We start from the raw sequence: 26,169 nt of genomic DNA, 5'->3' as shown, positions 1-26,169 counted from the left end.
AAGAATGCCGCTCGCCGGAAAGGGCATGCTGCTGACGTCGATGAACATCGACGCTGTGGACGAGGCCGATTTCAACCGCTGGTACGATCGCGAGCATCTGGAAGAGCGCGTCGCAATCGACGGATTTCTCGAAGCGCGGCGCTATGTCGCGCATGCCGCCAACCCCAAATATCTCTCGCTGTACTCGACCGAAACGCTCGGCGTGCTCGACAGCCCCGCCTACCGGGCGCGGCTCGCCGACCAGACCGAATGGTCGCGGCGATCCATGGCGCGCTTCCGGGACATGCTGCGCGTGGTCGCGCGCATCACAATCAGCAAGGGTACTGGCCGCGGCACGTCGCTCGGCCTGGTGCGGCTGCGGCCGACGCCCGACAACGCCGGTGCGTGGCGTGATGCGCTGCAAGAAAAGCTGGCGCCGCAAGACCGCGACGGCATCATCTCGATGCACCTGCTCGAAAGCGAGCCGGAATTGTCGGGCGCAACGGCGGGAATTCCGGCGGTGCGCAACGAGGGCGCGCGAGACTGGTTCGTGCTGATCGACGGCACGCATGTCAATGCGGTCTCCGCCGTCATCGCCGAGCGCTTCACCGGCCCGGCTGCGGCGCCCTTCCCGCTCCCCATCTCCGTCGGCACCTACTGCCTGATGTGGGACCTCGCCAAGAGCGACATCGCGCGCGGCTGAACGGCACCCGCATCGCAGCATATTGCACCGCACGCATCTCGTGCGCCGCGCGTTAATGCCGTGCACGCGTAGCTCCCATGAAAGCGGTGACGCGCGCAAATTTGCCGTTGTACTTCGGAACGGTTCTAATAAGCTAACCCAATGACGTCATTCAGAAACCAGATCGAAGCGCGTTAAGCGCTCGCCAAGCTCTAACAAAAAAGGCCGCGGGGTCTTCGGGCCTGCGCGGACAGGGTAGGAATGAAACCGACCGACATCGCGGCCCCCGACTACTTTCACAAAGTGGTCGATTGCCAATGGGCCTGTCCTGCGCACACCCCGGTTCCCGAATACATCCGACTGATCGCCCAAGGCCGCTACAGCGATGCCTACATGATCAATTGGAAATCGAACGTATTTCCCGGCATTCTGGGACGCACCTGCGATCGTCCCTGCGAGCCGGCGTGCCGGCGCGGACGCGTGGAGGAAAATCCTGTCGCGATCTGCCGCCTCAAGCGCGTTGCGGCGGATTTCAAGGACGACATCAGGCAGCGCCTGCCGAAGCCCGGGCCGAAGAACGGCAAGCGCATTGCGCTGGTCGGCGGCGGTCCCGCTTCGCTGACGGTGGCACGCGATCTCGCGCCGCTCGGCTATCACTGCACCGTGTTCGATGCCGACCCGGAAGCCGGCGGCATGATGCGCACCCAGATCCCGAAATTCCGCCTGCCCAATTCCGTGATCGACGAGGAGACCGGCTACATCCTCAATCTCGGCGTCGAGTTCAAAGGCGGTCATCGCATCGACAGCATGAAGGCGCTGCTCGCCGAGAAATACGACGCCATCTTCGTCGGCTCCGGTGCGCCGCGCGGCCGCGAGCTCGAGCTTCCCGGCCGGAAAGAGGCCGCCGCCAACATCCATATCGGCATCGAATGGCTGGCCAACGTGTCGTTCGGCCATGTCGACAAGATAGGCAAGCGCGTCATCGTGCTCGGCGGCGGCAACACGGCGATGGATTGCTGCCGCACCGCACGCCGGCTCGGCGGCGAGAAAGTCACCGTGGTCGTGCGTTCCGGCTTCGACGAGATGAAGGCCTCGCCCTGGGAGAAGGAGGACGCGATCCACGAGGATATCCCGATCCTCAACTACATGGTCCCGGTGGCCTTCAAGCATGTCGCCGGCAAGCTGATCGGCGTCACCTTCCAGCACGTCAAAGCCGAATACGACGCCAAAGGCCGCCGCAACCTCGTGCCTTCGGGCGATCCCGATCAGACCATTCCCTGCGACGACGTGCTGGTCGCGGTCGGTCAGGAAAACGCCTTCCCCTGGATCGAGCAGGATTGCGGCATCGAGTTCGACAAATGGCACATGCCGAAGGTCGATCCGAAGACCTTCGCCTCGACCAATCCGAAAGTGTTCTTCGGCGGCGATGCCGCGTTCGGCCCGAAGAACATCATCTGGGCGGTCGCGCACGGCCATGACGCCGCGCTGTCGATCCACAAGATGCTCTCGGGCGAAGCGGTCGACGAGCGCCCGCTGCCGGAGGTGCAAATCTCCTCGCAGAAGATGGGCATCCACGAATGGAGCTATGACAACGACATCTCGCCCGACAAGCGCTACAAGGTGCCGCATCGCGACAAGGTCGTTGCGCTCAAGGACATCCGCGCCGAGGTCGAGCTCGGCTATGACGTCAAGCTGGCGCTCGGCGAAGCCCATCGCTGCCTGAACTGCGACGTGCAGACCGTGTTCTCGACCTCGCTCTGCATCGAGTGCGACGCCTGCGCCGACATCTGCCCGATGGATTGCATCACCTTCACCGCCAACGGCGAGGAAAGCGATCTGCGCCAGCGCCTGAAGGCGCCCTCCGCTCACCCGGACCAGGACCTCTACGTCTCCTCGGATCTGAAGACCGGGCGGGTGATGGTGAAGGACGAGGATGTCTGCCTGCATTGCGGGCTGTGCGCCGAGCGCTGTCCCACCGGCGCCTGGGACATGCAGAAATATTTCATCGAGATGACCCACGCAGGTTCGACATGTCCGACAAAAAGCCGATCAGCAGCGTAAACGACTTCGTCGTCCGCTTCGCCAATGTCAACGGCTCGGGCTCGGCCAGCGCCAACGAGATGTTCGCGCGCGCGATCCTGCGCCACGGCGTGCCTGTCAGCCCACGCAACATCTTCCCCTCCAACATCCAGGGCCTGCCGACCTGGTACGAGGTGCGCGTGACGGAAGCCGGCCATCTCGGCGCACGCGGCGGCGTCGACATGATGGTGGCGATGAATCCGCAGACGTGGGACAAGGACGTCGCCGGCATCGAGCCCGGCGGCTACCTGTTCTACGATTCCACCAAGCCGATGCCGTCGACCAAATTCCGCGACGACATCACCGTGATCGGCGTGCCGCTGACCGCGATCACCAACTCGACCTACACCGATCCGCGCCAGCGCCAGCTGTTCAAGAACATCATCTATCTCGGCGCGCTCTCGGCGCTACTCGACATGGATCCGAAGCTGATCGAGCAACTGATCGGCGAGCAGTACAAGGGCAAGGAGAAGCTGCTGTCCTCCAACGTCCATGCGCTGCATCTCGGCCGCGATTGGGCCTTGCAGAACCTGAAATGCCCGATCGGGCTGCGCGTGAAGAAGTCCGACAAGGTCGGCGACCGTATCTTCATCGAAGGCAACAGCGCCGCCGCGCTCGGCGCCGTCTATGGCGGGGCCACCGTGTGCGCGTGGTATCCGATCACGCCGTCCTCGTCAGTCGCCGAAGCTTTCACCGCCCATTGCAAGAAGTACCGGCACGATCCTGAGACCGGCAGGGCGAAATACGCGATCGTGCAAGGCGAGGACGAGCTGGCTTCGATCGGCATCGTGATCGGCGCGTCCTGGAACGGCGCCCGCGCCTTCACGGCGACCTCCGGCCCCGGCATCTCGCTGATGACGGAGTTCATCGGCCTCTCCTACTTTGCCGAGATCCCGGCCGTGATCATGAACATCCAGCGCGCCGGCCCCTCCACGGGCATGCCGACCCGCACCCAGCAATGTGACATCATCGCCTGCGCCTATGCCTCGCACGGCGACACCAAGCATGTGCTGCTGTTCCCGGAAGACCCCGCCGAAGCGTTCGAGTTCGCGGCCGCCGCGTTCGACCTTGCCGAGCGGCTGCAGACCACGATCTTCCTGATGCTCGACCTCGACATCGGCATGAACCACCGGCTCTGCCGCCCGCTGAAGTGGGACGACGCCAGGCAATATGACCGCGGCAAGGTGATGACGGCGGAGATGCTGGAGGAGGGCCGCGACTTCGGCCGCTATCTCGACGTCGACGGCGACGGCATTCCCTACCGCACCTATCCCGGCACGCATCCGACCAAGGGCTCCTATTTCACCCGCGGCACGTCGCGCGACCGCTATGCGCGCTATTCCGAGGAAGGCACCGTCTACGCCGACAACATGCAGCGCCTGGTGCGCAAGTTCGAGACGGCTCAGGACCTGGTGCCGCGGCCGCTGCAGGCCAATGCGGAACGGCCGACCAAATATGGCGTGATCTATTTTGGCTCGACCTCGCCGGCGATGGACGAGGCGATCGGCCTGCTGGAAGCGCGCGGGCATCAGCTCGACCGCCTGCGCATCCGCGCGTTCCCGTTCCACTCGAGCGTGGCGAGCTTCCTCGCCGAGCACGATTTCGTCTACGTCGTCGAGCAGAACCGCGACAGCCAGCTGCGCCAGCTCATCGTCAACGAGAACGGCATCGATCCCGTCCGGCTGGTGCCGATCGTGCATTACGACGGCACGCCGATCACTGCCCGCTTCATCGCCAAGGCCATTGGCGACCACCAGGACCACCTCAAGGTGACCCCGCTCCGCAAGGCCGTGTCATGATTAGCGCATCACTCTCTCTTTCGTCATGCCCGGGCTTGACCCGGGCATCCACGCCTTTCTTTTTCTCGGCCAAGACGTGGATGGCCGGGTCAAGCCCGGCCATGACGGCCCTGGGATCGCAGGTGCTTTCATGACCTACATTGCAAAACCGAAATTCCATCATCCGGGCCTGAAGAAGAACGCGCTCGGCTACACGCATCGGGACTACGAGGGCAAGATCTCGACGCTATGCGCCGGCTGCGGCCATGATTCGATCACGGCCTCGATCATCGAAGCCTGCTACGAGCTCTCGATCGAGCCGCACCGGGTGGCGAAGATCTCCGGCATCGGCTGCTCGTCGAAGACGCCGGACTATTTCCTCGGCAATTCGCACGGCTTCAATTCCGTGCACGGCCGCATGCCGAGCGTGCTCACAGGCGCCAATCTCGCCAACCGCGATCTGATTTATCTCGGCGTCTCCGGCGACGGCGATTCCGCCTCGATCGGCTTCGGCCAGTTCGCACATTCGATCCGGCGCGGCGTCAACATGACCTATATCGTCGAGAACAACGGCGTCTACGGCCTGACCAAAGGTCAGTTCTCGGCGACCGCCGACCGCGGCTCGAAGAGCAAGAAGGGCGTCACCAACACCGACAACGCCATCGACCTCGTCGCCATCGCGCTGCAGTTAGGGGCCACCTTCGTGGCGCGCTCGTTCTCCGGCGACAAGAGCCAGCTGGTGCCGCTGATCGCCGCCGCGATCGGCCACAAGGGCGCGTCCTTCATCGACGTGATCAGCCCCTGCATCGCCTTCAACAACCATGCCGGCTCGACCAAGAGCTTCGACTATGTCCGCGAGCACAATGACGCCGTGAACCGGCTCGACGTGCTGGTCGACCGCGACCCGATTGCGGTGGACTACGCGCCCGGCACGGTGCAGGTGGTCGAGCAGCACGACGGCAGCAAGATCGCGCTGCGCAAGATCGATGCGGATTACGATCCGCACGACCGCCTGGGCGCCCAGACCTTCCTCGCAAGGCACGCCGCCAAGGGCCAGATCGTCACCGGTCTTCTGTACGTCGACCCCGACGCGGAGGACCTGCACGAGCATCTCAACACGGTCGAGACGCCGCTCAACGCGCTCGAGGCGGACACGCTCTGCCCGGGCTCGGCGGTGCTGGACAAGATCAACGCCAGCCTGCGGTGATCATCTTCGCGCTGATGCCGCCGGCCTGACGCGTATCGTGATCTTCTCCGACACGACGGGTGGTTCGAACGGATAGTGCTTGGCGTCGCCAAGCACCAGTTGCAGCGTGTGCGTGCCCGGCGGAAGCTCGAGAAACGTTTCGGTTTGTCCCGCTCCGAAATGCAGATGGGACTTGTCCTGCGGAATCGGCTCCTTGGCATTGATGGGGTCTTTCACATCGATCAACAGATGATGGTGGCCGGCATTGTGGTAGTCGTCGCCGGCATGCGTCACGCCCATGTTGCGCAGGCCGAAACGGACCCAAAACCCACCACGGATCTTCTGGCCGTCATACGGCGAGATGAAATAAAGCTTGGCGTCCTTTGGCGCAGCTTTGCCTTGCGGATAGGCCGCGCCGGGGAACAATGCGATGGCGGCCGCCAGCGCGATACAGGAAACGATCTTCATCAAATTGACTCCAGTACCTACGGACTGAGCGCGATCCGGAATCCATGCGTGGGGTAACGGACGCCGGTGTCGTATCCACCGCGGTTTGACGGCCGCACATATCTCGAATCGTTCTTCCAGGAGCCTGAGCGCAGGACATGAGAGCTGCAGTCAGCGCTGGTCCGCGCCGAGCCGTCGCTGGGCGCGCCCTGATAGGTCCGGTGCCAGCAGTCCGCGACCCACTGATCGATGCCGCCGCCCATGTCGTAAAGCCCGAACGGATTGGGCTTGAAACTGCCGACCTTGGCCGGCTGCTCGGCCGCAAGTTCACCGCAATCCTTGCAGCCGGCCATGCCCGGCTGCAGCTTGTCGCCCCACCAATATTTGGTCTGTGTCCCGCCGCGTGCCGCATATTCCCATTCGGCTTCGCTCGGAAGCCGATAGGGCTTCTTTGTCGCCTGCGCGAGCCAGGCGACATATTGCTGCGCATCGATCCAGCTCACATTGCTGACCGGGGCATCGTCCTTGCCGGTGGCCGTGAATCCGCACGCCTTGGCGGCAGCGCATTCGTTCCACTCCTGCACCGTCACCGGGTATTTTCCGATCGAGAACGGCTTGATCGTGACCTGGTGGACGGGACGCTCGGTCGGATCGTCGTTGCTTCCCATGGCGAAGCTGCCGCCGCGAATGGCGATCATTTCGGGCTCGCGCACCGGCGTTGCCGATGGGCTGGGAGCCGGAGCCGGAGTCGGGGCCGAAGGCGACGAAGCCAATGACGGAGAGGGTTGCGGCGTCTGCTTCGCCGCCTCGCTCGGCAACGGCTGAGGAACCGGTGAGACCACCGGAGCGGTGGGCGGCGCGGCAGCCTGCTCGCCCATCTTGCCGGGTTGCGCCAGCAAATACCAGAGCACGCCGGTGGCCATCATCAGCACTGTAATGGCCAGCAAAAAGATCAGCGCGTTCTCACGCCGGCTTCTTGTCTTGCCGATCGCATCAGCGTCCGGCAGCACACGATACACGCGCACCGGATCGGTGATGTTCTTGACCTTGCGGTCGCCGAGCGACTCATAGCCGCATACTACCTTGTGCTTGATCTGCTCGTAGATCGCGCCCGAGATATAGACCTGACCGGGCTCGGCAATGCCCTCGATGCGTGTGGCGATGTTGACGCCGTCGCCGTAGACATCGTCCGACTCCACGATCACATCGCCGAGATTGACGCCGATCCGATATTCGAGCCGCGAATGCTTGGGAAGCGACGCGTTGCGGCCGATGAGGTTCTGCTGGATGACGATGCTGCATCGAACGGCCTCGACGGGGCTGTCGAAAATGGCGATGAAGCCATCGCCTGTCGTCTTCACCAGAGTTCCATGGTGCTCGACGATGCTTGGATAGATGAGGTCGCGCTCGATCCGCTTGACGCGGACATGCGTCCCCTCCTCATCGGCCTGCATCATGCGGCTGTACGAAGCGATGTCACCGACAATGATCGCTGCGAGGCGACGAGGCATGGCGCCGTGCGCAGGCGGCTCGTCTTGATTGCCGGATTTGAAGCTGCGAATTTCGCCCATTGCGGGGGGACTCCACATACTGACAAGGCAGCCCCAGCTTACGACCGCCGAAGGCGGTCGTTTGTGAAGGCTATCACATTGACGAACCGAGACAATGTCGCAGCGATTGCAGACTTCAAGTTCCGAAGGGCCGCCCGCTTCACCGCTTGAACCTTCTCAAGCCCATCAGTGACTAAGGCGGAGCGTGAAGCGAGTTGCGCGAATCCGCACCGCGACCACCGCTCGAGCGGCTTGCGACGGTTGAACGCGGGTCACCAATTCTGCGTCTAACAGACAGCAGCTCTGTCCTGCTGCGACGAAATTGTCGTGTGCGCGAGGCCCTCATGAAGCTCGTCATCCTTGCTGCCCTCACTTTTGCTGCGCTGACCAGCGTCGGCCGCGCCGAGGAAGTCGACGATATTCGCGAGCCCAGCAAGGCCGAGGCCGAGACCTTCAATACGCGGATGTATGCGAAGCCTCCCGGCGACAAGGCCTATGCCTGCTTCGTCCGCCGCTACGATGCCGACCATCTGGCGCGGCATCCGAAGCAGAAGGTCGCCGCGATGAAGCTGCTGATCTCCGCGGAATTCGACAAGGAGGACAAGGAGCTTCACCATTCCTTCCGCCTTGGCTTCAGGTACCGTCACCGCAGCGGCGATTTCGACTCCAGCGGCTCGTGCAACCACGCCGTATTCACCAGGAGCGGCGACGAGGTGCGCCTCGGCTGCGGCGTCGACTGCGATGGCGGCGGCATCGGTGTTGCGCTCTCCAAGGACGACAAGTCCGCGATCGTCCGGCTCGAACGTGTCAGGGTCTGGCAGAACAACAAGCCGGACGATGACGCCGAGCATTCGCTGACCGCCGGCGCCGACGACAAGATTTTCCGGCTCGACCGGGCCGACAATCGCGAGTGCGCCTCGCTGGTGATCGACCGCAAGGAACTCGCGGCGCTGCGCCACAAATGATATGCCTGCGGCAAATTCGGGCTTCGTCGAGGAGATCGCCATGAACCGCCGGAACATCCTGTGGAGCGCCGTCTCGGCACTCGGTGCGGCGCTTGGCGGCTCCAGCGCGAAAGCCACCACCGCCACCGCGCGGTCGAACAAGCTCAAGGTGGCCTATCACCTCAGCGACGCCGAGAAGGTCCATTTCGTGCTCGGCAATATCCAGAACCACATCGACGGCGTCGGCGGCCCCGAGCACGTGACGATCGCGCTGGTGATCCACGGCCCGGCGCTGAAGGCGTTTCACTCGGCGCAGGCCAACCCCGACGTCAGCAAGCGCGTCGGTGACTTCTCCACGGGCGGCGTCGAGCTCGCGGCCTGCGGCAACACGATGAAGGCGCAGAACGTGACGCTGAGCGAGCTGCTGCCAGGCTTCGTCAACGCAGAGAACGGCGGCGTGGTGCGGCTCGCCGAGCTGCAGTCGCAGGGGTATCTGTATTTGCGGCCGTAGGCGGGCACGGCGACGTCTGGCGCAGCCCTTTCCGCGTCATTGCGAGGAGCCCTTGCGACGAAGCAATCCAGACAGCCTCCGCGGACAGATTCTGGATTGCTTCGCTGCGCTCGCAATGACGGGGGCGTATGGCGGCGCCGCAGGCCCCATCGTACTTGACTTACCCATAACTCCACAGTTATGAGTCTATTCATAACCTCCCGGTTATGGATTTTTCATGCCTCCCACCCCCGACCTCCTGTTCAGGACGCTCGCCGACCCGACCCGGCGGGCGATCTTCGAGCGGCTGTGCCGTGAGGGGGAGCAGACGGTCGGGGCGCTGACGGCGCGATCCGGCGTATCGCAGCCGGCGGTGTCGAAACATCTTGGCGCCCTGAAGCAGGCGGGCCTGGTGCGCGACCGGCACGAAGGACGGCAGACCCATTACAGCGCGCAGCCCGGCGCGCTCAATCCGCTGATCGACTGGACCGGCCAGATGGCCGGGTTCTGGCAGAAAAGGTTAGATGCCCTCGACGATCTCCTGACGAGGATGGACCAATGAACGAACCCGCCGAAACGCGCTCCGTCGTCATCGAGCGCGAATTTGCCTATCCCGCCGAGCGGCTCTGGCGCGCGCTGACGCAGCCGCATCTGATCGAGGAATGGCTGATGAAGAACGATTTCAAGCCGGTCGTCGGCCATCGCTTCAATCTGCGCGGCGAATGGGGCGGCGTGCTGGACTGCGAGGTGCTCACCATCGAGCCGCAGAGGACGCTGGCCTACACCTGGAATTTCTCGCACGAGGACGCCGCGTTCGATCTCAAGAGCATCGTCACCTTCACGCTGACGCCGACGAGCGCGGGCACGCATTTGCGCGTCGAGCAGGCGGGCTTCCGCCCGACGCAGAAACAGGCGTTCGGCGGCGCGCATGCCGGCTGGAAGCAGTTTTTGGCGAAGCTGGACGATCTGCTGGCGCGGGCGAGCTAGCTCCACCACCCATTCCGATCATTCTCAAAGGAGGTCCCAGTGAGCACGCCTATGTGGATTCGGCAGATTCATCGCTGGCTGTCGATGGCTTTCACGCTTGCCGTCATCGCCAACATCGTGGCGATGACGATGCAAGTCGAGGCCGTGTGGATCGGCTTCCTGGCACTGGTGCCGCTGATTCCGCTGCTCGCGACCGGGCTCTATCTGTTCGCGCTGCCTTATCGCGGCCGCAGCGACGCGTGAACGAGGCCATGATGAAGAAGCCCGTGGCGGCCAAGACGAGCAGCGCGAAGCAAGCAGGTACCGCCTCGCCATCCAAGCTGATCGACGGCAGGATCAAGGAGCTCGGCGACTGGCGCGGTGAGATGCTGGGGCGGGTTCGCGCGCTGATCAAGGAGGCCGACCCTGATGTCGTCGAAGAGTGGAAATGGCGGGGCGTTCCCGTGTGGGAGCACGACGGCATCATCTGCACCGGCGAGACCTACAAGGAGGTGGTGAAGCTGACCTTCGCCAAGGGCGCGGCACTCGCGGATCCCGCAGGCCTCTTCAATTCCAGCCTCGACGGCAATGTGCGCCGGGCGATCGATCTTCGCGAGGGCGAAAAGGTCAACGAGAAGGCGCTGAAGGCGTTGATCCGCGCGGCGGTGGAGCTGAATGTGTCGAAGAAGAAGCCGGGGAAGCGATCGGCGTAGAGCGGAATGGCTTTAGGTTGACTTGATTGCCCCGGGCTCGGTGCAACCTCTCCCGCTTGCGGGAGAGGTCGTGCCGAAGGCGCGGGAGAGGGCTCTATCCTCTTGGGGAACCCCACTGCGGAGACACCCTCTCCCAGCCCTCCCCCGCAAGCGGGGGAGGGAGCGCACCGCCTTCGGCGCGCGAGCTTCACTTCAAAAGAGGAGACAGCCTCACGCCACCGCGGCGGGAATCGGGCGTGGGCTGACGACGTATTCGCGCAGGACCTTGTCGTTGGCATCGACCTCGATCAGTGCGACGTCGTAGGTCCAGAGATCGGCCAGGTGCTGGAGCACGCGCTTGGCGTCGGTCTCGTTGAGCTGCGAGCCCTTGATGACGTGATGATGCAGGATCAGGCGGCGGTCGCCGGAGAGATCGACGTCGACCACCTCGATATTGGCGTCGATGTAGCCGACATCGTGCTGCCGCGCCAGCTCGCGGCGGACGCGGCGGAAGCCGCGCTCGTCGTGGATGGCGTCGACCCGGATGCCGGCGCGCTCCTCGGGATCGTCGTGCAGATGGAACATGCGGAAGTGCCGCATCAACTTCGGGCTCAGGAATTGGCCGATGAAGCTCTCGTCGCGATAATTGGCCCAGACGTCGCGCAGCACGCCCATGACATCGCCCTTGCCGGCGATGTCGGGGAACCACTCGCGGTCCTCGTCCTCCGGATTGCTAACGATGCGCTCGATGTCCTGCATCACGGCGAAGCCGAGCGCGTAAGGGTTGAAGCCGGAGAAGCGCGGGTCGTCGAATTCGGGCTGGAACACCACGTTGGTGTGCGACCCCAAGAATTCGAGGAAGTTGCCGTCGCTGATGCGGCCTTGCTCGTGCAGCTTGGTCATGATGCGATAATGAACGTAGGTCGCCGTCCCCTCGTTCATGACCTTGGTCTGGCTCTGCGGATAGAAATATTGCGCGATGTGGCGGACGATGCGGAGCAGCTCGCGCTGCCAGGGCGCCAGCCGCGGCGCGCTCTTCTCCAGGAAATAGAGCAAATTCTCCTGCGGCAGGCCGAGCAGCTTGCGGCGGCGCTCGATGCTGAGCGTGGAGCGGCTCTTGGCGGCGCCCTTCGGCACCGTGCGCCAGAGATCGTTGAAGACCTCCTCCTCGTGCTGGCGGCGGCGCCCTGCCCGCTTCTCCTCGGCGCGCAGATCGAGCTTCTTCTTGCCGGGGTAACGGTCGATGCCGTGCGACATCAGCGCGTGCGCGGCATCGAGCGTGCGCTCGACCTCGATGCGGCCGTAGCGCTCCTCGCACTGCATGACGTAGTTCTTGGCGAAGTCGAGATAGTCCAGGATGCCGTCGGCATCGGTCCACTGCTTGAACAGATAATTGTTCTTGAAGAAATGGTTGTGGCCGAAGGCGGCGTGCGCGATCACCAGCGTCTGCATCGTCGCCGTGTTCTCCTCCATCAGATAGGAGATGCAGGGCGAGGAGTTGATCACGATCTCATAGGCGAGCCCCATCAGGCCCTTGCGGTAGGACGCCTCATGGAACGCGAAGTGCTTGCCGAACGACCAGTGCTTGTAGAACAGGGGCATGCCGACCGACGAATAGGCGTCCAGCATCTGCTCGGCGGTGATGACCTCGATCTGGTTCGGATAGACGTCGAGGCCGAGATCCTTCAACGCCACCTCCTCGCAGGCATCGGTGATGCGCTGCAAGGTGTGGAAATCCCAATCGGCGCCTTCGAACAAACGTTCCTTCATGGAGCGGCCTTCTCCTGGGCAGTGTCGCGGCGCTGGAACAGATCGTGGAATACCGGGAAGATCTCGCTGCGCTCCGAGACCTTGCGCATCGAGAGCGGGGCGCCGCTGTTGCGCAGGCGTTCGTAGAGACTCCAGAGCGAGGAGTCGGAGAGATCGAAGGCGCTGCCGCCGGCCTCGCCGACCTCGAGATAGGCGAAGAACTGGCAGACCGGCAGGATCTTCTCGGTCAAGAGGAGCCCCGTGAGCTCGCCGTCGGAATAGGAATTGTCGCCGTCGGAAGCCTGCGCGGCGTAGATGTTCCAGTCCGACGGGTTGAAGCGCTCGCGCACGATCTCGTGCATCGCTTGCAGCGCACTGGAGACCAGCGTACCGCCCGAGGCCGGACCGTAGAAGAAGGTCTGCTCGTCGACCTCCTCGGCGCGGTCGGTGTGGCGGATGAAGACGATCTCGACGTGCTTGTAGCGCCGCTTCAGGAAGACGTAGAGCAGCATGTAGAAGCGTTTCGCCAGGTCCTTCATGTGCTCGGACATCGAGCCGGAGACGTCCATCAGGCAGAACATCACGGCCTGCGCGACGGGCTTGGGGACCGTCTCGAAGCGCCGGTAGCGGATGTCGAGCGGATCGATGAAGGGGATGCGCTTCGACTTCGCCTTCAACGTTTCGAGCCGGGCCACGAGAGCCGCACGCTCGTCCTCGTCCGTGCAGGCTTCGATCGCGGCTTCCAGCTCCTCGATCTCCTCCTTGCGCGGACGCTTGAGCGCGATGCGGCGGGCGAGCGCGAGCTTCACCGTCCGGCTCACCGAGATGTTGGCGGGCGAGCCGGTCATGGTGTAGCCGGCGCGCTGGATGCCTTCGCTCTCGGTCTGTGCGATCTTGCGCTTGGCGAGATCCGGAAGCTCGAGGTCGTCGAGGAACAGATCGACGAACTCGTCACGGCTCAGCACGAAACGGAAGGCGTCCTCGCTGTCGCCTTCGCCGGGACCGGAATCCTTGGCGCTGCCCTGGCCGGAGCGCTGGAGATAGTCGCCTTCGATGAACTTCTTGTTGCCGGGCAGGACCATGTCGCGCGTCCCGCCTTCACGGCGGAAACGCGGCTCGTGCATGCCGTCGAGTGGAATCGTAACCTCACCACCCTCCAGGACGTCCTTGATGTCGCGTTCCTGCGAGGTCTTCTTGACGGCGCCCTGCACCAGGGATTTGGCCCGACGCAAGAACCGCTGGCGGTTCTCAAGACTCTTGCCGCCTGGATTCAGGCGCCTGTCAATAATGTGAATGGGCACTTTACCATTCGCCTCCCATCCGCCTCAACCGGCCTGCTTCACGCGCATGTACCATTCGACGAGCCGGCGAACCTGACGTTCGGTATAGCCGCGCTCCACCATGCGTGCGACGAACTCGCCGTGCTTCTTTTCCGTCTCGCCGTCCTTCTTCGACCCGAAGGAGATGACCGGAAGCAGGTCCTCGACCTGGGAGAATATCCGCTTTTCGATCACATCGCGAATCTTCTCGTAGGAGGTCCAGGTCGGGTTTTTGCCGCCGTTCTGGGCCCGGGAGCGTAACGAGAATTTGACGACCTCGTTGCGGAAATCCTTGGGATTGGCGATGCCCGCCGGCTTCTCGATTTTCGTCAGCTCCTGGTTCAAAAGCTCGCGATCGAGCAGCTGGCCGGTATCGGGATCCTTGAAGTCCTGGTCCTCGATCCAGGCGTCGGCATAGTCGACGTAGCGATCGAACAGGTTCTGCCCATAATCCGAGTAGGATTCCAGATAGGCCTTCTGGATCTCGTTGCCGATGAACTCGGCGTAGCGCGGTGCGAGCTCGGCCTTGATGAATTCGAGATAGCGCTTCTCGGTCTCCTCAGGCAGCTGCTCGCGGCGGATCGCCTGCTCCAGCGCGTACATCAGATGCACGGCGTCCGCGGCCACCTCCTGCGGATCGTGGTTGAACGTCGCAGCCAGGATCTTGAAGGCGAAGCGGGTCGAGGCGCCATCCATGCCCTCGTCGACGCCGGCGGCGTCGCGATATTCCTGGACGCTGCGCGCCTTCGGATCGGATTCCTTCAGGCTCTCGCCGTCGTAGACCCGCATCTTGGCGAACAGGGTGGAGTTCTCGTGCTTGCGCAGGCGCGACATCACCGAGAACCGCGCCAGCGTCTCCAGCGTCGACGGCGCGCAAGGAGCCGAGGCGAGCTCGGAGCCCTGGATCAGCTTCTCGTAGATCTTCTGCTCCTCGGTGACCCTGAGGCAGTAGGGCACCTTGATGACGCAGATGCGGTCGATGAAGGCTTCGTTGTTCTTGTTGGCCTTGAAGCTCGCCCACTCGGCTTCGTTCGAGTGCGCCAGGATGATGCCGGTGAACGGGATCGCGCCGATGTTCTCGGTGCCGATATAATTGCCTTCCTGGGTTGCGGTCAGCAACGGATGCAGCATCTTGATCGGCGCCTTGAACATCTCGACGAACTCGAGCACGCCCTGGTTGGCGCGGTTGAGGCCGCCGGAATAGCTGTAGGCGTCGGGATCGTTCTGGGCGTAGGTCTCGAGCTTGCGGATGTCGACCTTGCCGACCAACGAGGAGATGTCCTGGTTGTTCTCGTCACCGGGCTCGGTCTTGGCGATCGCGATCTGGCGCAGCCGCGACGGCTGGATCTTGGCGACACGGAACTGGGAAATGTCGCCGCCGAACGCTTCCAGCCGCTTGTAGCACCACGGGCTCATCAGGCCGGTGAGGCGACGGCGCGGAATGCCGTACTTCTCCTCCAGCATCGGACCGAGCTGATCGGGATCGAACAGGCTGAGCGGGCTCTCGAACACGGGCGAGAGCTCGTCGCCGGCCTTGAGCACGTAGATCGGCTGCACTTCCATCAGCGACTTGAGCCGCTCGGCGAGCGAGGACTTGCCGCCGCCGACCGGGCCGAGCAGGTAGAGGATCTGCTTGCGCTCTTCGAGACCTTGCGCCGCATGACGGAAGAAACCGACGATGCGCTCGATGGTTTCTTCCATGCCGTAGAAGCCGGCGAAGGCTGGATAGGTGCGGATGGTGCGGTTCAAAAAAATACGGCCAAGGCGTGGGTCCTTGGCCGTGTCAATCGTCTGAGGCTCACCGATCGCCGCTAGCAGTCGTTCAGCCGCGTTCGCGTATTTCATGGGATCGCTTCGACACGATTCCAGATATTCCGCCATCGACATGTCGTGCTGGCTTCTCGCCTCGAACGACCGAGCGAAAGCGTTGAATAGAGAATCGTTGTACATGATCCCTCTCCGCGTGAGTTCCGCTACAAGCTGAAACGAAAGCAGTTACCGGACCGTTCCTCAGGCCGTTTCGAATCAGCGTGAGCACATGACAATCATTGGACACCCTGGTGCCGACTCGACGCAACGCACAACGTAGGCACTCCATGAGTTACGAACAGGCACCTGCCTGTAATTTGTGCGAATCTCCGTCTATTCTGGCTCATTTCCAGAAAATGTCACTCGGTCGCCACATCCGGGCGTTCCCGGGGATGGCCCCATCCGGCGGTGCAGCATAGCGATCGGGGAGCGGCGATCTTATGACGCTCGTACGGCGAAGCCTTGCGGTCCCCGTTCATCTTCCTGCTGCAATGCGGTGTGCTGGCGGCCTACGTCACGGCAACGCGCAGCACCGTGTCACAATCGCTGCCAGGCCAGGCCCACCCCGACGGATGACAACGCGATCGTTCTCTGCGTAACGGCCAGCTTGGGATGCTGCGGAGCTCTTCGCATGTCCGGCGTCGGCCTCAGCACGATCATTTCGTGACCGCGGCAATCTTCGAGCAAGATCTCCGCTATCGAACCCCGTGGCAGAAATTCATTGTCGATACGGGAAAGCGCGGATGCGAAGGAGTGGATGACGACGACATGCCCGCTGGGCAGCGAAGCGCTCAGATCGGCCGGATGGTGAACGACCTTTACGCAACAGTAAGCTGCCCGTCTGGATCGCCATGATCGCGACGGAGTTACACTGGAGGGTATGACTCCTGCACCCTTGATTGGTTCCCTCCCGGGTGCATGTAGGCTAGAGGATAGCGCGACAGACCTTCGCGAAAACCCTCGTCCGCAGGCTTGGAGATAATAAGCATCATGAATCCCGTCAAAGAACTGGAAAAGCACGGACAGGCGGTCTGGCTCGACTTCCTGGCCCGCGGCTTCATCGCCAAGGGCGACCTGAAGCGGCTGATCGACACCGACGGCGTCAAGGGCGTCACCTCCAACCCGTCGATCTTCGAGAAGGCGATCGGCAGCTCGGACGAATACGACGCCCCGATCGGCAAGGCGCTGAAGCGCGGCGACCGCACCGTGGCCGGCCTGTTCGAGGCCGTCGCGATCGAGGACATCCAGAACGCCGCCGACGTGCTGCGCCCGGTCTATGACCGCCTCAAGGGCGGCGACGGCTATGTCAGCCTGGAGGTCTCGCCCTATCTCGCCATGGACACGTCAGGCACGGTCGCGGAGGCGCGGCGGCTCTGGAAGGACGTCGGTCGCAAGAACCTGATGGTGAAGGTGCCGGCGACGCCGGAGGGCCTGCCGGCGATCGAGCAGCTGATCAGCGAAGGCATCAGCATCAACATCACGCTGCTGTTCTCCAAGGCCGTCTATCTCGAGGTGGCCGAGGCCTACATCGCCGGTCTCGAGACCTACGTCGCCGGCGGCGGCGATCCGTCGCATGTGGCCAGCGTCGCCAGCTTCTTCGTCAGCCGGATCGATTCGGTGGTCGACAAGCAGCTGGACGAGAAGATCGCCCGTGCCAACGATCCGTCCGAGAAGGAGCGGCTCGCCGCGCTCAAGGGCAAGGTGGCGATCGCCAATGCCAAGCTCGCCTACCAGGACTACAAGCGCCTGTTCGCAGGCCCCCGCTGGGAGAAGCTCGCCGCCAAGGGCGCCAAGCCGCAGCGCATGCTGTGGGCCTCCACCGGCACCAAGAACAAGGACTATAGCGACGTCCTCTATGTCGAGGAGCTGATCGGCCCCGACACCATCAACACCGTGCCGCCGGCAACGCTGGATGCGTTCCGCGACCACGGCAAGCCGCGCGACAGCCTGGAGGAGAACGTCGAGGACGCCAAGCGCGTGTTGGACGAGCTGGAGCGCTCCGGCATCTCGCTCGATGCGATCGCCGAGGAGCTGGTCAAGGACGGCGTCAAGCTGTTTGCGGATGCCGCCGACAAGCTCTACGGCGCCGTCGCCCACAAGCGGGCGGTCGTGCTCGGGCCCGCACTCGACCGCCAGCAGCTCTCGCTGGGCGAGGCGCTCGGCAAGGCGCTGGCCAAGACCACGGAGGAATGGCGGGCGTCGGCCAAGATCCGCAGGCTGTGGCAGCGCGACAAGTCGGTCTGGACCGGTGCGGACGAGGACAAATGGCTCGGCTGGCTCGACAGTCCAGCCAAGGCCGACATTGCCGATTACGAGGACTATGCGGGCCGCGTGAAGGGCCAGAAATTCTCCGACGCCGTCGTGCTCGGCATGGGCGGCTCCAGCCTCGGCCCCGAGGTGCTGGCGGAGACCTTCGGCAAGAAGCCCGGCTTCCCCAAGCTGCACGTGCTCGACTCCACCGATCCGGCGCAGGTGCGGGCGATGGAGGCGAAGATCGACATCGCCAACACCGTCTTCATCGTCTCCAGCAAGTCCGGCGGCACCACCGAGCCGAACGCGATGAAGGACTATTTCCACGAGCAGGTTGCCAAGGCGGTGGGTGCAAAGGTGAAGACCGGGCATCGCTTCATCGCGGTGACCGACCCCGGCTCGTCGCTGGAGAAGGCGGCGAAGAGCCTTCATTACGCCCGCATCTTCCATGGCGAGCCCTCGATCGGCGGACGCTATTCGGTGCTCTCGCCGTTCGGGCTGGTGCCGGCGGCGACCGCGGGCATCGACGTCAAGAGCTTCGTCAAGCATGCGCTGGCGATGGCCCGCTCCTGTGGCCCCGATGTGCCGCCGTCCGAAAACCCGGGCGTGCAGCTCGGCCTTGCCATGGGTCTCGCGGGACTCGAAGGCCGCGACAAGGTGACGATCCTGGCGTCGAAGAAGATCGCCGATTTCGGCGCCTGGGCCGAGCAGCTGATCGCGGAATCGACCGGCAAGGAGGGCAAGGGCCTGATCCCGATCGAGGGCGAGCCGCTGGGCGATCCCTCCGTCTACGGCAACGACCGCTTCTTCATCGACATCCGTGTCGAAGGCGAAGCGGACGCCGCACACGATTCCCAGCTTGCCGCGATCCAGGCGGCGGGTCACCCCGTGGTGCGCATCGTCATGAAGTCGATCGAGCATCTCGGCCAGGAATTCTTCCGCTTCGAGATGGCGACCGCCGTGGCCGGCAGCATTCTCGGCATCAACCCGTTCGACCAGCCGGACGTGGAGGCCGCGAAAATCAAGACCCGCGAGCTCACCGCCGCGTTCGAGAAGACCGGCAAGCTGCCGGCGGAAGAGCCGGTGGTCAGCACCAAGGACGCCGATCTCTACACCGACGAGGCCAATGCCACGGCGCTGCGCGCCGCCGGCGCCAATGGCGATCTCGGCTCCTGGCTGAAGGCGCATCTGTCGCGATCCAGCGACGGAGACTACGTCGCCCTGCTCGGCTACATCGCGCGCGACAAGGCCACGATCGACGCGCTTCAGGCCATGCGCTTAGAGGTGCGCGAGAAGCGGCATGTCGCGACCTGCGCCGAGTTCGGCCCGCGCTTCCTGCACTCGACGGGACAGGCCTACAAGGGCGGGCCCGACAGCGGCATCTTCCTCCAGATCACAGCCGATGACGCCAAGGATCTGCCCGTACCGGGGCAGAAGGCGAGCTTCGGCGTGATCAAGGCGGCGCAGGCGCGCGGCGATTTCGACGTGCTGACGGAACGCGGCCGGCGTGCGCTGCGGGTGCACCTGAAGGGTGGGCTCAAGAAAGGCCTCGCCGCGCTCAATGCAGCGCTCAACGACGCGCTGAACTAAAGGAATAACGCAGATGCAACTCGGCATGATCGGCCTCGGCCGAATGGGCGGCAACATCGTTCGCCGCCTGATGCGCCACGGGCATTCGACGGTGGTCTACGACAAGGACGCCAAGGCCGTCGCTGGCCTTGCCGCCGACGGCGCGGTCGGCTCGGCGACGCTGGAAGAGTTCGTCGCCAAGCTGGAGCGGCCGCGCACGGCCTGGGTGATGCTGCCGGCAGGACGCATCACCGAGACCACGATCGAGACAATCGCCGGCGTGATGCAGGAAGGCGACGTCATCATCGACGGCGGCAACACCTTCTGGCAGGACGACGTCCGCCGCGGCAAGGCGCTGAAGGCGCGCGGCATCCATTATGTCGACGTCGGCACCTCCGGGGGCGTGTGGGGGCTCGACCGCGGTTACTGCATGATGATCGGCGGCGAGAAGCAGGTGGTCGACCGGCTCGATCCGATCTTCGCGGCGCTCGCGCCGGGCGCCGGCGACATTCCGCGCACGCCGGGGCGCGAGGGCCGCGATCCCCGCGTCGAGCAAGGCTACATCCACGCCGGGCCCGTCGGCGCCGGCCATTTCGTCAAGATGATCCACAACGGCATCGAATACGGCCTGATGCAGGCCTATGCCGAAGGTTTCGACATCCTCAGGAATGCCAATATCGAGGCTTTGCCGGCGGATCATCGCTACGATTTCGATCTCGCCGACATCGCCGAAGTGTGGCGGCGCGGCAGCGTGATTCCGTCCTGGCTGCTCGACCTCACCTCGACCGCCCTCGCCGACAGTCCGCAACTGTCGGAATATTCCGGCTTCGTGGAGGATTCCGGCGAAGGCCGCTGGACCGTGAATGCCGCGGTCGACGAGGCCGTGCCAGCCGAGGTTTTGACCGCGGCGCTCTACACACGTTTCCGTTCCCGCAAGGAACACACCTTCGCCGAAAAAATTCTCTCGGCGATGCGTGCAGGGTTCGGCGGGCACAAGGAGCCGACGCAGCCGGGCGCGGCGAAGCCGAAGTAACGCGTAAACCAAGCGAAGGCCGACCATTCGTGACAAAAGACCCGCAGCCAAAGCGCAAGCCGGAAAATTGCGCCTTCGTCATCTTCGGCGTCACCGGCGATCTCACCCATCGCCTGGTGATGCCCTCACTCTACAACCTGGCGGCCGAGCATCTTTTGCCGGAAAAATTCTGCGTCGTCGGCGTGGCCCGCAGGGGCCAGTCGGATGAGGAGCTGCGCGACAGCCTGCTGAAGGGCTTGCGGCAATTCGCGACGCGCCCGGTGGACGACGACATCGCGACGAGGCTTTTGGAATGCGTGACCTTCGTCGAGGCCGACGCAAAGGATCCGCCCTCCTTCGATCGCTTGCGCGATCATCTGGATTCGCTGGAATGCGCGCAGGACACCGGCGGCAACCGGCTGTTCTATCTGGCAACCCCGCCGGCCGCGTTCGCGCCGACCGCGCGGGAGCTCGGCCGCACCGGCATGATGAAGGAGAACGGCGCCTGGCGGCGGCTCGTGATCGAAAAGCCGTTCGGCACCGACCTCGCCTCGGCCCGCGCGCTGAATGCCGAACTCTTGAAGATCATGGACGAGCACCAGATCTACCGGATCGATCATTATCTCGGCAAGGAAACGGTGCAGAACATCCTGGTGCTGCGCTTTGCCAACGGCATGTTCGAGCCGATCTGGAATCGCAACCATATCGACCACATCCAGATCACCGTGGAAGAGAAGCTCGGGGTCGGCCACCGCGGCGGCTTCTATGATGCCACGGGCGCGCTGCGCGACATGGTGCCGAACCACCTGTTCCAGCTGATGTCGCTGGTCGCGATGGAGCCTCCCGCCCGCTTCGATGCGCACTCTGTGCGTTCCGAGAAGGCGGACGTGCTGACATCGATCCAGCTGCCCAGCCGGGAGGACGCACTGAAGAATTCGGTGCGCGCGCAATATCTCGCGGGTCGCAGCGGCGACGACGAGATCACGGACTATCGCAAGACCGCGGACGTCAAGCCAGACAGCACCACCGAGACCTTTGTTGCGCTCAAGCTGATGATCGACAATTGGCGCTGGGCCGGCGTGCCGTTCTACTTGCGCACCGGCAAGGCGCTCGGCCACAAGCGCACCGAAGTCGCGATCAAGTTCAAGCAGGCGCCGCTGTCGATGTTTTCGGGTACGGACGTCGACCGCCTGTCTCAGAACTTCCTCACCATCGGCATCGCCCCGACTGAGACCATCGAGCTGCAGTTCAACGCCAAGATCCCGGGGCCGAGCATCACCATCGACGGCGTCGAGATGAAGTTCCGCTATGGCGACTATTTTCGCGCCGATCCCTCGACCGGCTATGAGACGCTGATCTACGACTGCATGATCGGCGACAACATCCTGTTCCAGCGCGCCGACGGCATCGAGGCCGGCTGGCAGGCGGTGCAGCCGTTCCTGGACGCCTGGAAGAGCGCGGGCAGCAACGGCATCGAAACCTATGAAGCCGGCAGCGACGGCCCTGCCTGCGCCGACGAGCTGCTCCGGCGCGACGGCCGAAGCTGGCGGAAGTACTCGTGATGGCTCCGGCCGAGCAGCCGAAGCTGATCATCGAGGCCGATGCCGAAGCTCTCGCCCGCGCCGCGGCTGAACGCGTGATGGCGCGGATCGCAGCCAATCCCGGCCGGATCGCGATCTGCCTCACCGGCGGCTCCAGCCCGAGGAAGCTGTATCAGTTGCTCGGCAGCGAGGCCTGGCGCGGCAGGATTCCGTGGGAGCGCGTGCACTGGTTCATCGGCGACGAACGCTTCGTGCCCGAAAGCGATCCCCTCAACAACATGGCGGTCGCGCGCGCGACCTTTCTCGACCGCCATGCGCCCGCCGGCCATATTCACCCGATCCCGACCACAGCCGAAAATCCCGATGCCGCTGCGGAAGCCTATGCGCGCGAGCTGCAGGCCTTCTATGCTGGAGACCAGCTCGATCCGGCACGTCCGCTGTTCGATCTCGTCCTGATGGGCGCAGGACCGGACGGCCACACCGCCTCGCTGTTTCCCGGTTACCCCGAGATCGAGGAGACCCGACGCTGGGTCGTCGGCGTGCCCAAGGCGAACGTCGCGCCGTTCGTGCCGCGGGTCTCGCTCACCCTGCCCGTCTTGGCCTCCTGCCGCGAAATGCTGTTCGAGATTGCCGGGCACGACAAGCGGCCGATCTTGACGCGCCTCTGCAATGGCGAGAATCTGCCGGCCTTACGCGCGCGCTCGAACGGCGAAACCGTCTGGCTGGTCGACAGGGCCGCGCTTCCGGAGGACATTCGTGGGCCGCGCTGAAGCACCTTGTGCATTGATCGTGATGGGCGTGTCGGGCTCCGGCAAGAGCACGGTCGCGAAGGCGCTCGGCGAGCGCCTCGGCTGGCGTTTCGAGGACGGCGACAGCTTCCATCCCGCCAGCAATGTCGAGAAGATGCGGGCCGGACATCCTCTCACCGACGAAGACCGCTGGCCCTGGCTGAATGCCATCGCCGACGAAATCGCGCGGGTCTGCGGCCGCGGCGAGCACGTCATCATCGCCTGCTCGGCGCTGAAGCACGCCTATCGCGACGTGCTGCTGCGCGGACGCGACGACGTCCGCTTCGTGTTCCTGAAGGGCACGAAGGAGCTGATCGCCGAGCGGCTCGCGCAGCGCAAGGGGCACTTCATGCCGCCCGGACTGCTCGCCAGCCAGTTCGAGACGCTGGAGCCGCCGGAGCCGGGCGAGCACGCCATCATCGTCTCGATCGACGAGACCGTCGAAGCGATCGTGGACGGCATCGTGCGGCAGCTCAAACTGGGCGGCGCAACACCCAAGGTTCTGCCATGACCCAAATCTCACTCGTGGTCTCCGACGTCGACGGCACGCTGCTGACCAAGGACAAGACGCTGACGGAGCGCGCGAAAAACGCCGTGCAGCGGCTGCACCAGGCTGGCATTGGTTTCACCATCACCTCCAGCCGTCCGGCGATCGGCATGCGCTTCTTGATCGAGCCGCTGGCGCTGTGGCTGCCGGTTGGGCCGTTTAACGGCTCCTCGATCGTCGATCCCGAGATGCGGGCGGTCGAGCAGCACCTGATTCCCGCGCGCGCGGCCGAACGCACCTTGCAGATCCTGCGCGACTACGGCGCCGACATCTGGCTGTTCACCACCGACAAATGGCTGATCGACAATCCCAGCGGCAGCTACGTCGCGCACGAGCAGCACACGATCCGCTCGGATCCGACGATCGTGACTGACTTCTCGTCCTACCTTGCCAGCGCTTGCAAGATCGTCGGCGCCAGCGCCGACGCCGCCCGGCTCGAGGCGTGCGAGAAGGTGATGCAGGAAGCCCTCGGCAGCGAGGCCACCGCGGTGCGCTCGCAGACCTATTATCTCGACATCACCCCGCCGGGCTTCAACAAGGGCACATTCGTGCAAGCGATGGCCAAGCGCTTGGGCATCTCGACCGACGCGGTCGCCACCATCGGCGACATGCAGAACGACCTCGCCATGTTCCGCGTCAGCGGCACCTCGATCGCGATGGGCAACGCCGCCGACAACGTCAAGGACGAGGCGACGCATGTCACTGCGACCAATGAGCAGGACGGCTTTGCCGAGGCGATGGAGATGATCTTGACGCGGAATGGGGTTGGCTGAACGGAATGGCTTAGATTGAATCGATTGCCACGGGCTCGGTGCAACCTCTCCCGCTTGCGGGAGAGGTCGCGCCGAAGGCGCGGGTGAGGGCTTTCTCCTCTAGGGGGCTATCCCATTGCGGAGACACCCTCTCCCCAACCCTCTCCCGCAAGCGGGCGAGGGAGCGCACCGTGCTCGTGGGGGCAAAAGCGCCTGACGGCGCTTGCTACTTCGACCGCTGCACCGCCGGCTTCTCGCTGCCTTGCCGTGCCGCCGACAGATTATGCGCCGTGTTGATCAGCGCGATGTGGGTCAGGGCCTGCGGGAAATTGCCGGTCTGGCGGCGGGCCACGGAATCGTATTCTTCGGCCAGTAGCCCGACGTCGTTGGCGATGCCGACTACGCGGTCAAGCAGAACTTGCGCCTTGTCGAGATCGCCCGACAGCACATAGGCATCGGCGAGCCATAGGGTACAGGCCAGGAAGGCGCCTTCGAGCGGCGGCTGGTCCGGGGGCAGCTCGCGCGGGTCGTGCCGCAGCACGAAACCGTCGCGCATCAGGCATTTTTCGGCCGCGGCGATGGTGCCGCGGATGCGCGGGTCGTCCGCCGGCAGGAAGCCGACGGCGGGCAGCAACAGCACGCTGGCGTCGAGCATCTTCGAGCCGTAGGACTCGACGAACGCATTTTCCTCCGCATCGAATCCCCTGTTGCAGACATCGCGATGGATGGCATCGCGTAGCGCGCGCCAGTGCAGGAGCGGCGCCTTGAAGCCGAAGGTCTCGGCGCTCTTGATGCCGCGGTCGAAGGCGACCCAGGTCATCACCTTGGAGAACACATAGTGCTTGGGCTGGCCGCGCCGCTCCCAGATGCCGTGGTCGGGCCGATCCCAGACTTCGGCCAGATGGTTGAGCACGGCGCATTCCAGCGCCCAGGTCGTCTCGTCGTCGAGCTTGAGCCTCGCCATGCGAGACTGGTGGAAGGCGTCGATCAACTCGCCGTAAACATCGAGCTGGAGCTGCGCGTGGGCGGCATTGCCGACGCGCACCGGCTGCGCACCCTCGTAACCGTCGAGCCAGCCCGCCTCCCATTCCAGGAGGCGCCGCTGGCCCCAGATGCCGTACATGATCTGCATGTTCGCGGGCGAGCCGGCCGCGGCGCGCAGCAGCCAATTGTGCCAGGCCAGGGCTTCCTCGGTGTAGCCCGAGTTCATCAGCGCCAGCAGCGTGAAGGTGGCATCGCGCAGCCAGCAGAAGCGATAGTCCCAGTTCCTGCTGCCTCCGAGCTTCTCCGGCAAGGAGGTGGTGGGTGCCGCGACGATGCCGCCGGTCGGCGCGAAGGTCAGCGCCTTCAGCGTGATCAGCGAGCGCAGGACCAGCTCCTGATAGTCGCCGTCACGGGTGCAATGGCCGCACCAGTCCTCCCAGAATTTTTCGGTCTCCTGAAGCGCCAGCTCCGCATCGATCGGCGCAGGCGGGTCGAGATGCGAGGGACCGTAAGTCAGCACGAATGGCACGGTCTCGCCTTCCTTCACCTCGAAGTCCGAGACGGTGGTCAGATCCTCGCCGCGGGTCTCGACCGGCGTGCGCAGCACCGTCATGTCCTGGCCGGCGATGGCCATCAAGGAATGGTCGATCCGCCGCACCCAGGGAATATCCGCGCCGAAGCCGAAGCGGATGACGAGCTCCATCCTCATCTTCACGGTGCCACGGATGCCGCGGACCAGCCGCACGATGTCCGACGCCTTGCCGCGCAGCGGCATGAAATCGATCAGCGCGACGGTGCCGCTCTTCGTCTCGAAGCGCGTCTCGAGGACGAGGGTATGGCCGACATAGCGCCGCGAAATGCGGGTCGCGTTCTCGCTCGGCGCGATCAGCCAGCGGCCATTCTTGTGGGTGCCGAGGATGGCGGCAAAGCAGGCGTCGGAATCGAAGGCGGGCCAGCACAGCCAGTCGATCGAGCCGTTGCGCCCGACCAGCGCCGCGGTCTCGCAATCGCCGATCAGCGCATAGTCCTCGATCCTCTGAGCCAATGTCGTGCGCG

The 26,169-nt window shown here is 64.2% G+C and carries 22 protein-coding genes; 16 read left to right on the top strand and 6 right to left on the bottom strand.

The window, feature by feature from the left end; translation table 11 throughout:
- The first annotated feature begins 4 nt into the window (after positions 1-4).
- The 4 genes from ACVWYQ_RS33760 to ACVWYQ_RS33745 all read left to right on the top strand — a co-directional run bounded on the left by ACVWYQ_RS33760 (position 5) and on the right by ACVWYQ_RS33745 (position 5,725).
- On the top strand, positions 5-682 hold the full coding sequence (locus ACVWYQ_RS33760) for a hypothetical protein (RefSeq protein WP_404543175.1): 678 nt from the start codon (positions 5-7) through the stop codon (positions 680-682).
- Positions 683-922: 240 nt separating this feature from the next.
- Complete coding sequence (locus ACVWYQ_RS33755; RefSeq protein WP_404543176.1) at positions 923-2,722, top strand: FAD-dependent oxidoreductase; 1,800 nt, start codon at positions 923-925, stop codon at positions 2,720-2,722.
- Positions 2,692-4,539 carry a 2-oxoacid:acceptor oxidoreductase subunit alpha gene (locus ACVWYQ_RS33750; RefSeq protein ID WP_404543177.1) on the top strand — a complete coding sequence of 616 codons (1,848 nt, stop codon included), beginning with the start codon at positions 2,692-2,694 and terminating at the stop codon, positions 4,537-4,539. The genes ACVWYQ_RS33755 and ACVWYQ_RS33750 overlap by 31 nt, the downstream gene beginning before the upstream one ends.
- Positions 4,540-4,669: 130 nt before the next feature.
- Entirely contained in the window at positions 4,670-5,725 is a 1,056-nt protein-coding gene (locus tag ACVWYQ_RS33745) for a 2-oxoacid:ferredoxin oxidoreductase subunit beta (protein ID WP_404543178.1), read from the top strand.
- Here ACVWYQ_RS33745 and ACVWYQ_RS33740 read toward each other — a convergent pair whose 3' ends face one another.
- Entirely contained in the window at positions 5,726-6,172 is a 447-nt protein-coding gene (locus ACVWYQ_RS33740) for a DUF4399 domain-containing protein (protein WP_271541953.1), read from the bottom strand.
- A 17-nt stretch (positions 6,173-6,189) separates the two neighbouring features.
- Positions 6,190-7,722, bottom strand: a complete 1,533-nt coding sequence (locus ACVWYQ_RS33735; RefSeq protein WP_404543180.1) for an SUMF1/EgtB/PvdO family nonheme iron enzyme — start codon at positions 7,720-7,722, stop codon at positions 6,190-6,192.
- A gap of 323 nt (positions 7,723-8,045) precedes the next feature.
- Between ACVWYQ_RS33735 and ACVWYQ_RS33730 the strand changes: the two genes are divergently transcribed.
- The 6 genes from ACVWYQ_RS33730 to ACVWYQ_RS33705 all read left to right on the top strand — a co-directional run bounded on the left by ACVWYQ_RS33730 (position 8,046) and on the right by ACVWYQ_RS33705 (position 10,814).
- Positions 8,046-8,666, top strand: a complete 621-nt coding sequence (locus ACVWYQ_RS33730; RefSeq protein ID WP_271541957.1) for a hypothetical protein — start codon at positions 8,046-8,048, stop codon at positions 8,664-8,666.
- Between the two features lie 40 nt (positions 8,667-8,706).
- Complete coding sequence (locus tag ACVWYQ_RS33725; RefSeq protein ID WP_271541959.1) at positions 8,707-9,156, top strand: DsrE family protein; 450 nt, start codon at positions 8,707-8,709, stop codon at positions 9,154-9,156.
- A gap of 217 nt (positions 9,157-9,373) precedes the next feature.
- Entirely contained in the window at positions 9,374-9,697 is a 324-nt protein-coding gene (locus ACVWYQ_RS33720) for an ArsR/SmtB family transcription factor (protein WP_271541960.1), read from the top strand.
- Positions 9,694-10,122 carry an SRPBCC family protein gene (locus ACVWYQ_RS33715; protein WP_225182720.1) on the top strand — a complete coding sequence of 143 codons (429 nt, stop codon included), beginning with the start codon at positions 9,694-9,696 and terminating at the stop codon, positions 10,120-10,122. The genes ACVWYQ_RS33720 and ACVWYQ_RS33715 overlap by 4 nt, the downstream gene beginning before the upstream one ends.
- A 51-nt stretch (positions 10,123-10,173) precedes the next feature.
- Positions 10,174-10,365, top strand: a complete 192-nt coding sequence (locus ACVWYQ_RS33710) for a hypothetical protein (protein ID WP_157282126.1) — start codon at positions 10,174-10,176, stop codon at positions 10,363-10,365.
- Between the two features lie 11 nt (positions 10,366-10,376).
- A complete protein-coding gene (locus tag ACVWYQ_RS33705; RefSeq protein ID WP_157282129.1) occupies positions 10,377-10,814 on the top strand; it encodes a DUF1801 domain-containing protein in 438 nt (145 codons plus the stop codon).
- A 210-nt stretch (positions 10,815-11,024) separates the two neighbouring features.
- Here the strand turns inward: ACVWYQ_RS33705 and ACVWYQ_RS33700 are convergent, their stop codons facing one another.
- The 3 genes from ACVWYQ_RS33700 to ACVWYQ_RS33690 are packed head-to-tail and all read right to left on the bottom strand — an operon-like array spanning position 11,025 to position 15,811.
- Entirely contained in the window at positions 11,025-12,563 is a 1,539-nt protein-coding gene (locus ACVWYQ_RS33700; protein WP_271541966.1) for a SpoVR family protein, read from the bottom strand.
- Positions 12,560-13,837 (bottom strand): YeaH/YhbH family protein, encoded by a 1,278-nt coding sequence (locus ACVWYQ_RS33695; RefSeq protein WP_338122584.1) that lies wholly within the window; start codon positions 13,835-13,837, stop codon positions 12,560-12,562. Before ACVWYQ_RS33695 ends, ACVWYQ_RS33700 begins: the two co-directional genes overlap by 4 nt.
- A 30-nt stretch (positions 13,838-13,867) precedes the next feature.
- Complete coding sequence (locus ACVWYQ_RS33690; RefSeq protein WP_036007284.1) at positions 13,868-15,811, bottom strand: PrkA family serine protein kinase; 1,944 nt, start codon at positions 15,809-15,811, stop codon at positions 13,868-13,870.
- Positions 15,812-16,660: 849 nt separating this feature from the next.
- Between ACVWYQ_RS33690 and ACVWYQ_RS33685 the strand changes: the two genes are divergently transcribed.
- From ACVWYQ_RS33685 to ACVWYQ_RS33660, 6 genes are read left to right on the top strand one after another with little or no spacing between them, the layout of a single operon-like run.
- On the top strand, positions 16,661-19,510 hold the full coding sequence (locus tag ACVWYQ_RS33685; RefSeq protein ID WP_404543182.1) for a bifunctional transaldolase/phosoglucose isomerase: 2,850 nt from the start codon (positions 16,661-16,663) through the stop codon (positions 19,508-19,510).
- Between the two features lie 13 nt (positions 19,511-19,523).
- Positions 19,524-20,522 carry a phosphogluconate dehydrogenase (NAD(+)-dependent, decarboxylating) gene (gene gnd, locus ACVWYQ_RS33680; protein WP_057026081.1) on the top strand — a complete coding sequence of 333 codons (999 nt, stop codon included), beginning with the start codon at positions 19,524-19,526 and terminating at the stop codon, positions 20,520-20,522.
- 29 nt (positions 20,523-20,551) lie between these two features.
- Positions 20,552-22,063 carry a glucose-6-phosphate dehydrogenase gene (gene zwf / locus ACVWYQ_RS33675; RefSeq protein WP_275508610.1) on the top strand — a complete coding sequence of 504 codons (1,512 nt, stop codon included), beginning with the start codon at positions 20,552-20,554 and terminating at the stop codon, positions 22,061-22,063.
- Positions 22,063-22,812, top strand: coding sequence for a 6-phosphogluconolactonase (pgl, locus tag ACVWYQ_RS33670; RefSeq protein ID WP_404546295.1), 750 nt, complete (start codon positions 22,063-22,065; stop codon positions 22,810-22,812). The genes zwf and pgl overlap by 1 nt, the downstream gene beginning before the upstream one ends.
- 22 nt (positions 22,813-22,834) lie before the next feature.
- The gene (locus ACVWYQ_RS33665) at positions 22,835-23,341 is read left to right on the top strand and encodes a gluconokinase (protein WP_404546297.1); all 507 of its coding nucleotides are present in this window, start codon (positions 22,835-22,837) and stop codon (positions 23,339-23,341) included.
- Positions 23,338-24,150: an HAD family hydrolase gene (locus ACVWYQ_RS33660; RefSeq protein ID WP_404543184.1), complete on the top strand. Its 813-nt coding sequence runs from the start codon at positions 23,338-23,340 to the stop codon at positions 24,148-24,150. The genes ACVWYQ_RS33665 and ACVWYQ_RS33660 overlap by 4 nt, the downstream gene beginning before the upstream one ends.
- Positions 24,151-24,355: 205 nt before the next feature.
- Here ACVWYQ_RS33660 and ACVWYQ_RS33655 read toward each other — a convergent pair whose 3' ends face one another.
- Complete coding sequence (locus tag ACVWYQ_RS33655) at positions 24,356-26,158, bottom strand: glycoside hydrolase family 15 protein (RefSeq protein WP_275497062.1); 1,803 nt, start codon at positions 26,156-26,158, stop codon at positions 24,356-24,358.
- Between the last annotated feature and the right edge of the window lie 11 nt (positions 26,159-26,169).

Source organism: Bradyrhizobium sp. USDA 3397 (genome assembly GCF_054060965.1).
The sequence above is the reverse complement of the archived record's forward strand: the minus strand, read 5'-3'. Positions and strand labels throughout refer to the sequence as shown.

What these genes read in the sequence shown, in the direction of transcription:
- ACVWYQ_RS33760 (WP_404543175.1), top strand. Translation starts at nt 5, where the DNA reads ATGCCGCTCGCCGGAAAGGGCATGCTGCTGACGTCGATGAACATCGAC.
- ACVWYQ_RS33755 (WP_404543176.1), top strand. Translation starts at nt 923, where the DNA reads ATGAAACCGACCGACATCGCGGCCCCCGACTACTTTCACAAAGTGGTC.
- ACVWYQ_RS33750 (WP_404543177.1), top strand. Translation starts at nt 2,692, where the DNA reads ATGTCCGACAAAAAGCCGATCAGCAGCGTAAACGACTTCGTCGTCCGC.
- ACVWYQ_RS33745 (WP_404543178.1), top strand. Translation starts at nt 4,670, where the DNA reads ATGACCTACATTGCAAAACCGAAATTCCATCATCCGGGCCTGAAGAAG.
- ACVWYQ_RS33740 (WP_271541953.1), bottom strand. Translation starts at nt 6,172, where the DNA reads ATGAAGATCGTTTCCTGTATCGCGCTGGCGGCCGCCATCGCATTGTTC.
- ACVWYQ_RS33735 (WP_404543180.1), bottom strand. Translation starts at nt 7,722, where the DNA reads ATGGGCGAAATTCGCAGCTTCAAATCCGGCAATCAAGACGAGCCGCCT.
- ACVWYQ_RS33730 (WP_271541957.1), top strand. Translation starts at nt 8,046, where the DNA reads ATGAAGCTCGTCATCCTTGCTGCCCTCACTTTTGCTGCGCTGACCAGC.
- ACVWYQ_RS33725 (WP_271541959.1), top strand. Translation starts at nt 8,707, where the DNA reads ATGAACCGCCGGAACATCCTGTGGAGCGCCGTCTCGGCACTCGGTGCG.
- ACVWYQ_RS33720 (WP_271541960.1), top strand. Translation starts at nt 9,374, where the DNA reads ATGCCTCCCACCCCCGACCTCCTGTTCAGGACGCTCGCCGACCCGACC.
- ACVWYQ_RS33715 (WP_225182720.1), top strand. Translation starts at nt 9,694, where the DNA reads ATGAACGAACCCGCCGAAACGCGCTCCGTCGTCATCGAGCGCGAATTT.
- ACVWYQ_RS33710 (WP_157282126.1), top strand. Translation starts at nt 10,174, where the DNA reads ATGTGGATTCGGCAGATTCATCGCTGGCTGTCGATGGCTTTCACGCTT.
- ACVWYQ_RS33705 (WP_157282129.1), top strand. Translation starts at nt 10,377, where the DNA reads ATGAAGAAGCCCGTGGCGGCCAAGACGAGCAGCGCGAAGCAAGCAGGT.
- ACVWYQ_RS33700 (WP_271541966.1), bottom strand. Translation starts at nt 12,563, where the DNA reads ATGAAGGAACGTTTGTTCGAAGGCGCCGATTGGGATTTCCACACCTTG.
- ACVWYQ_RS33690 (WP_036007284.1), bottom strand. Translation starts at nt 15,811, where the DNA reads ATGTACAACGATTCTCTATTCAACGCTTTCGCTCGGTCGTTCGAGGCG.
- ACVWYQ_RS33685 (WP_404543182.1), top strand. Translation starts at nt 16,661, where the DNA reads ATGAATCCCGTCAAAGAACTGGAAAAGCACGGACAGGCGGTCTGGCTC.
- gnd (WP_057026081.1), top strand. Translation starts at nt 19,524, where the DNA reads ATGCAACTCGGCATGATCGGCCTCGGCCGAATGGGCGGCAACATCGTT.
- pgl (WP_404546295.1), top strand. Translation starts at nt 22,063, where the DNA reads ATGGCTCCGGCCGAGCAGCCGAAGCTGATCATCGAGGCCGATGCCGAA.
- ACVWYQ_RS33665 (WP_404546297.1), top strand. Translation starts at nt 22,835, where the DNA reads ATGGGCGTGTCGGGCTCCGGCAAGAGCACGGTCGCGAAGGCGCTCGGC.
- ACVWYQ_RS33660 (WP_404543184.1), top strand. Translation starts at nt 23,338, where the DNA reads ATGACCCAAATCTCACTCGTGGTCTCCGACGTCGACGGCACGCTGCTG.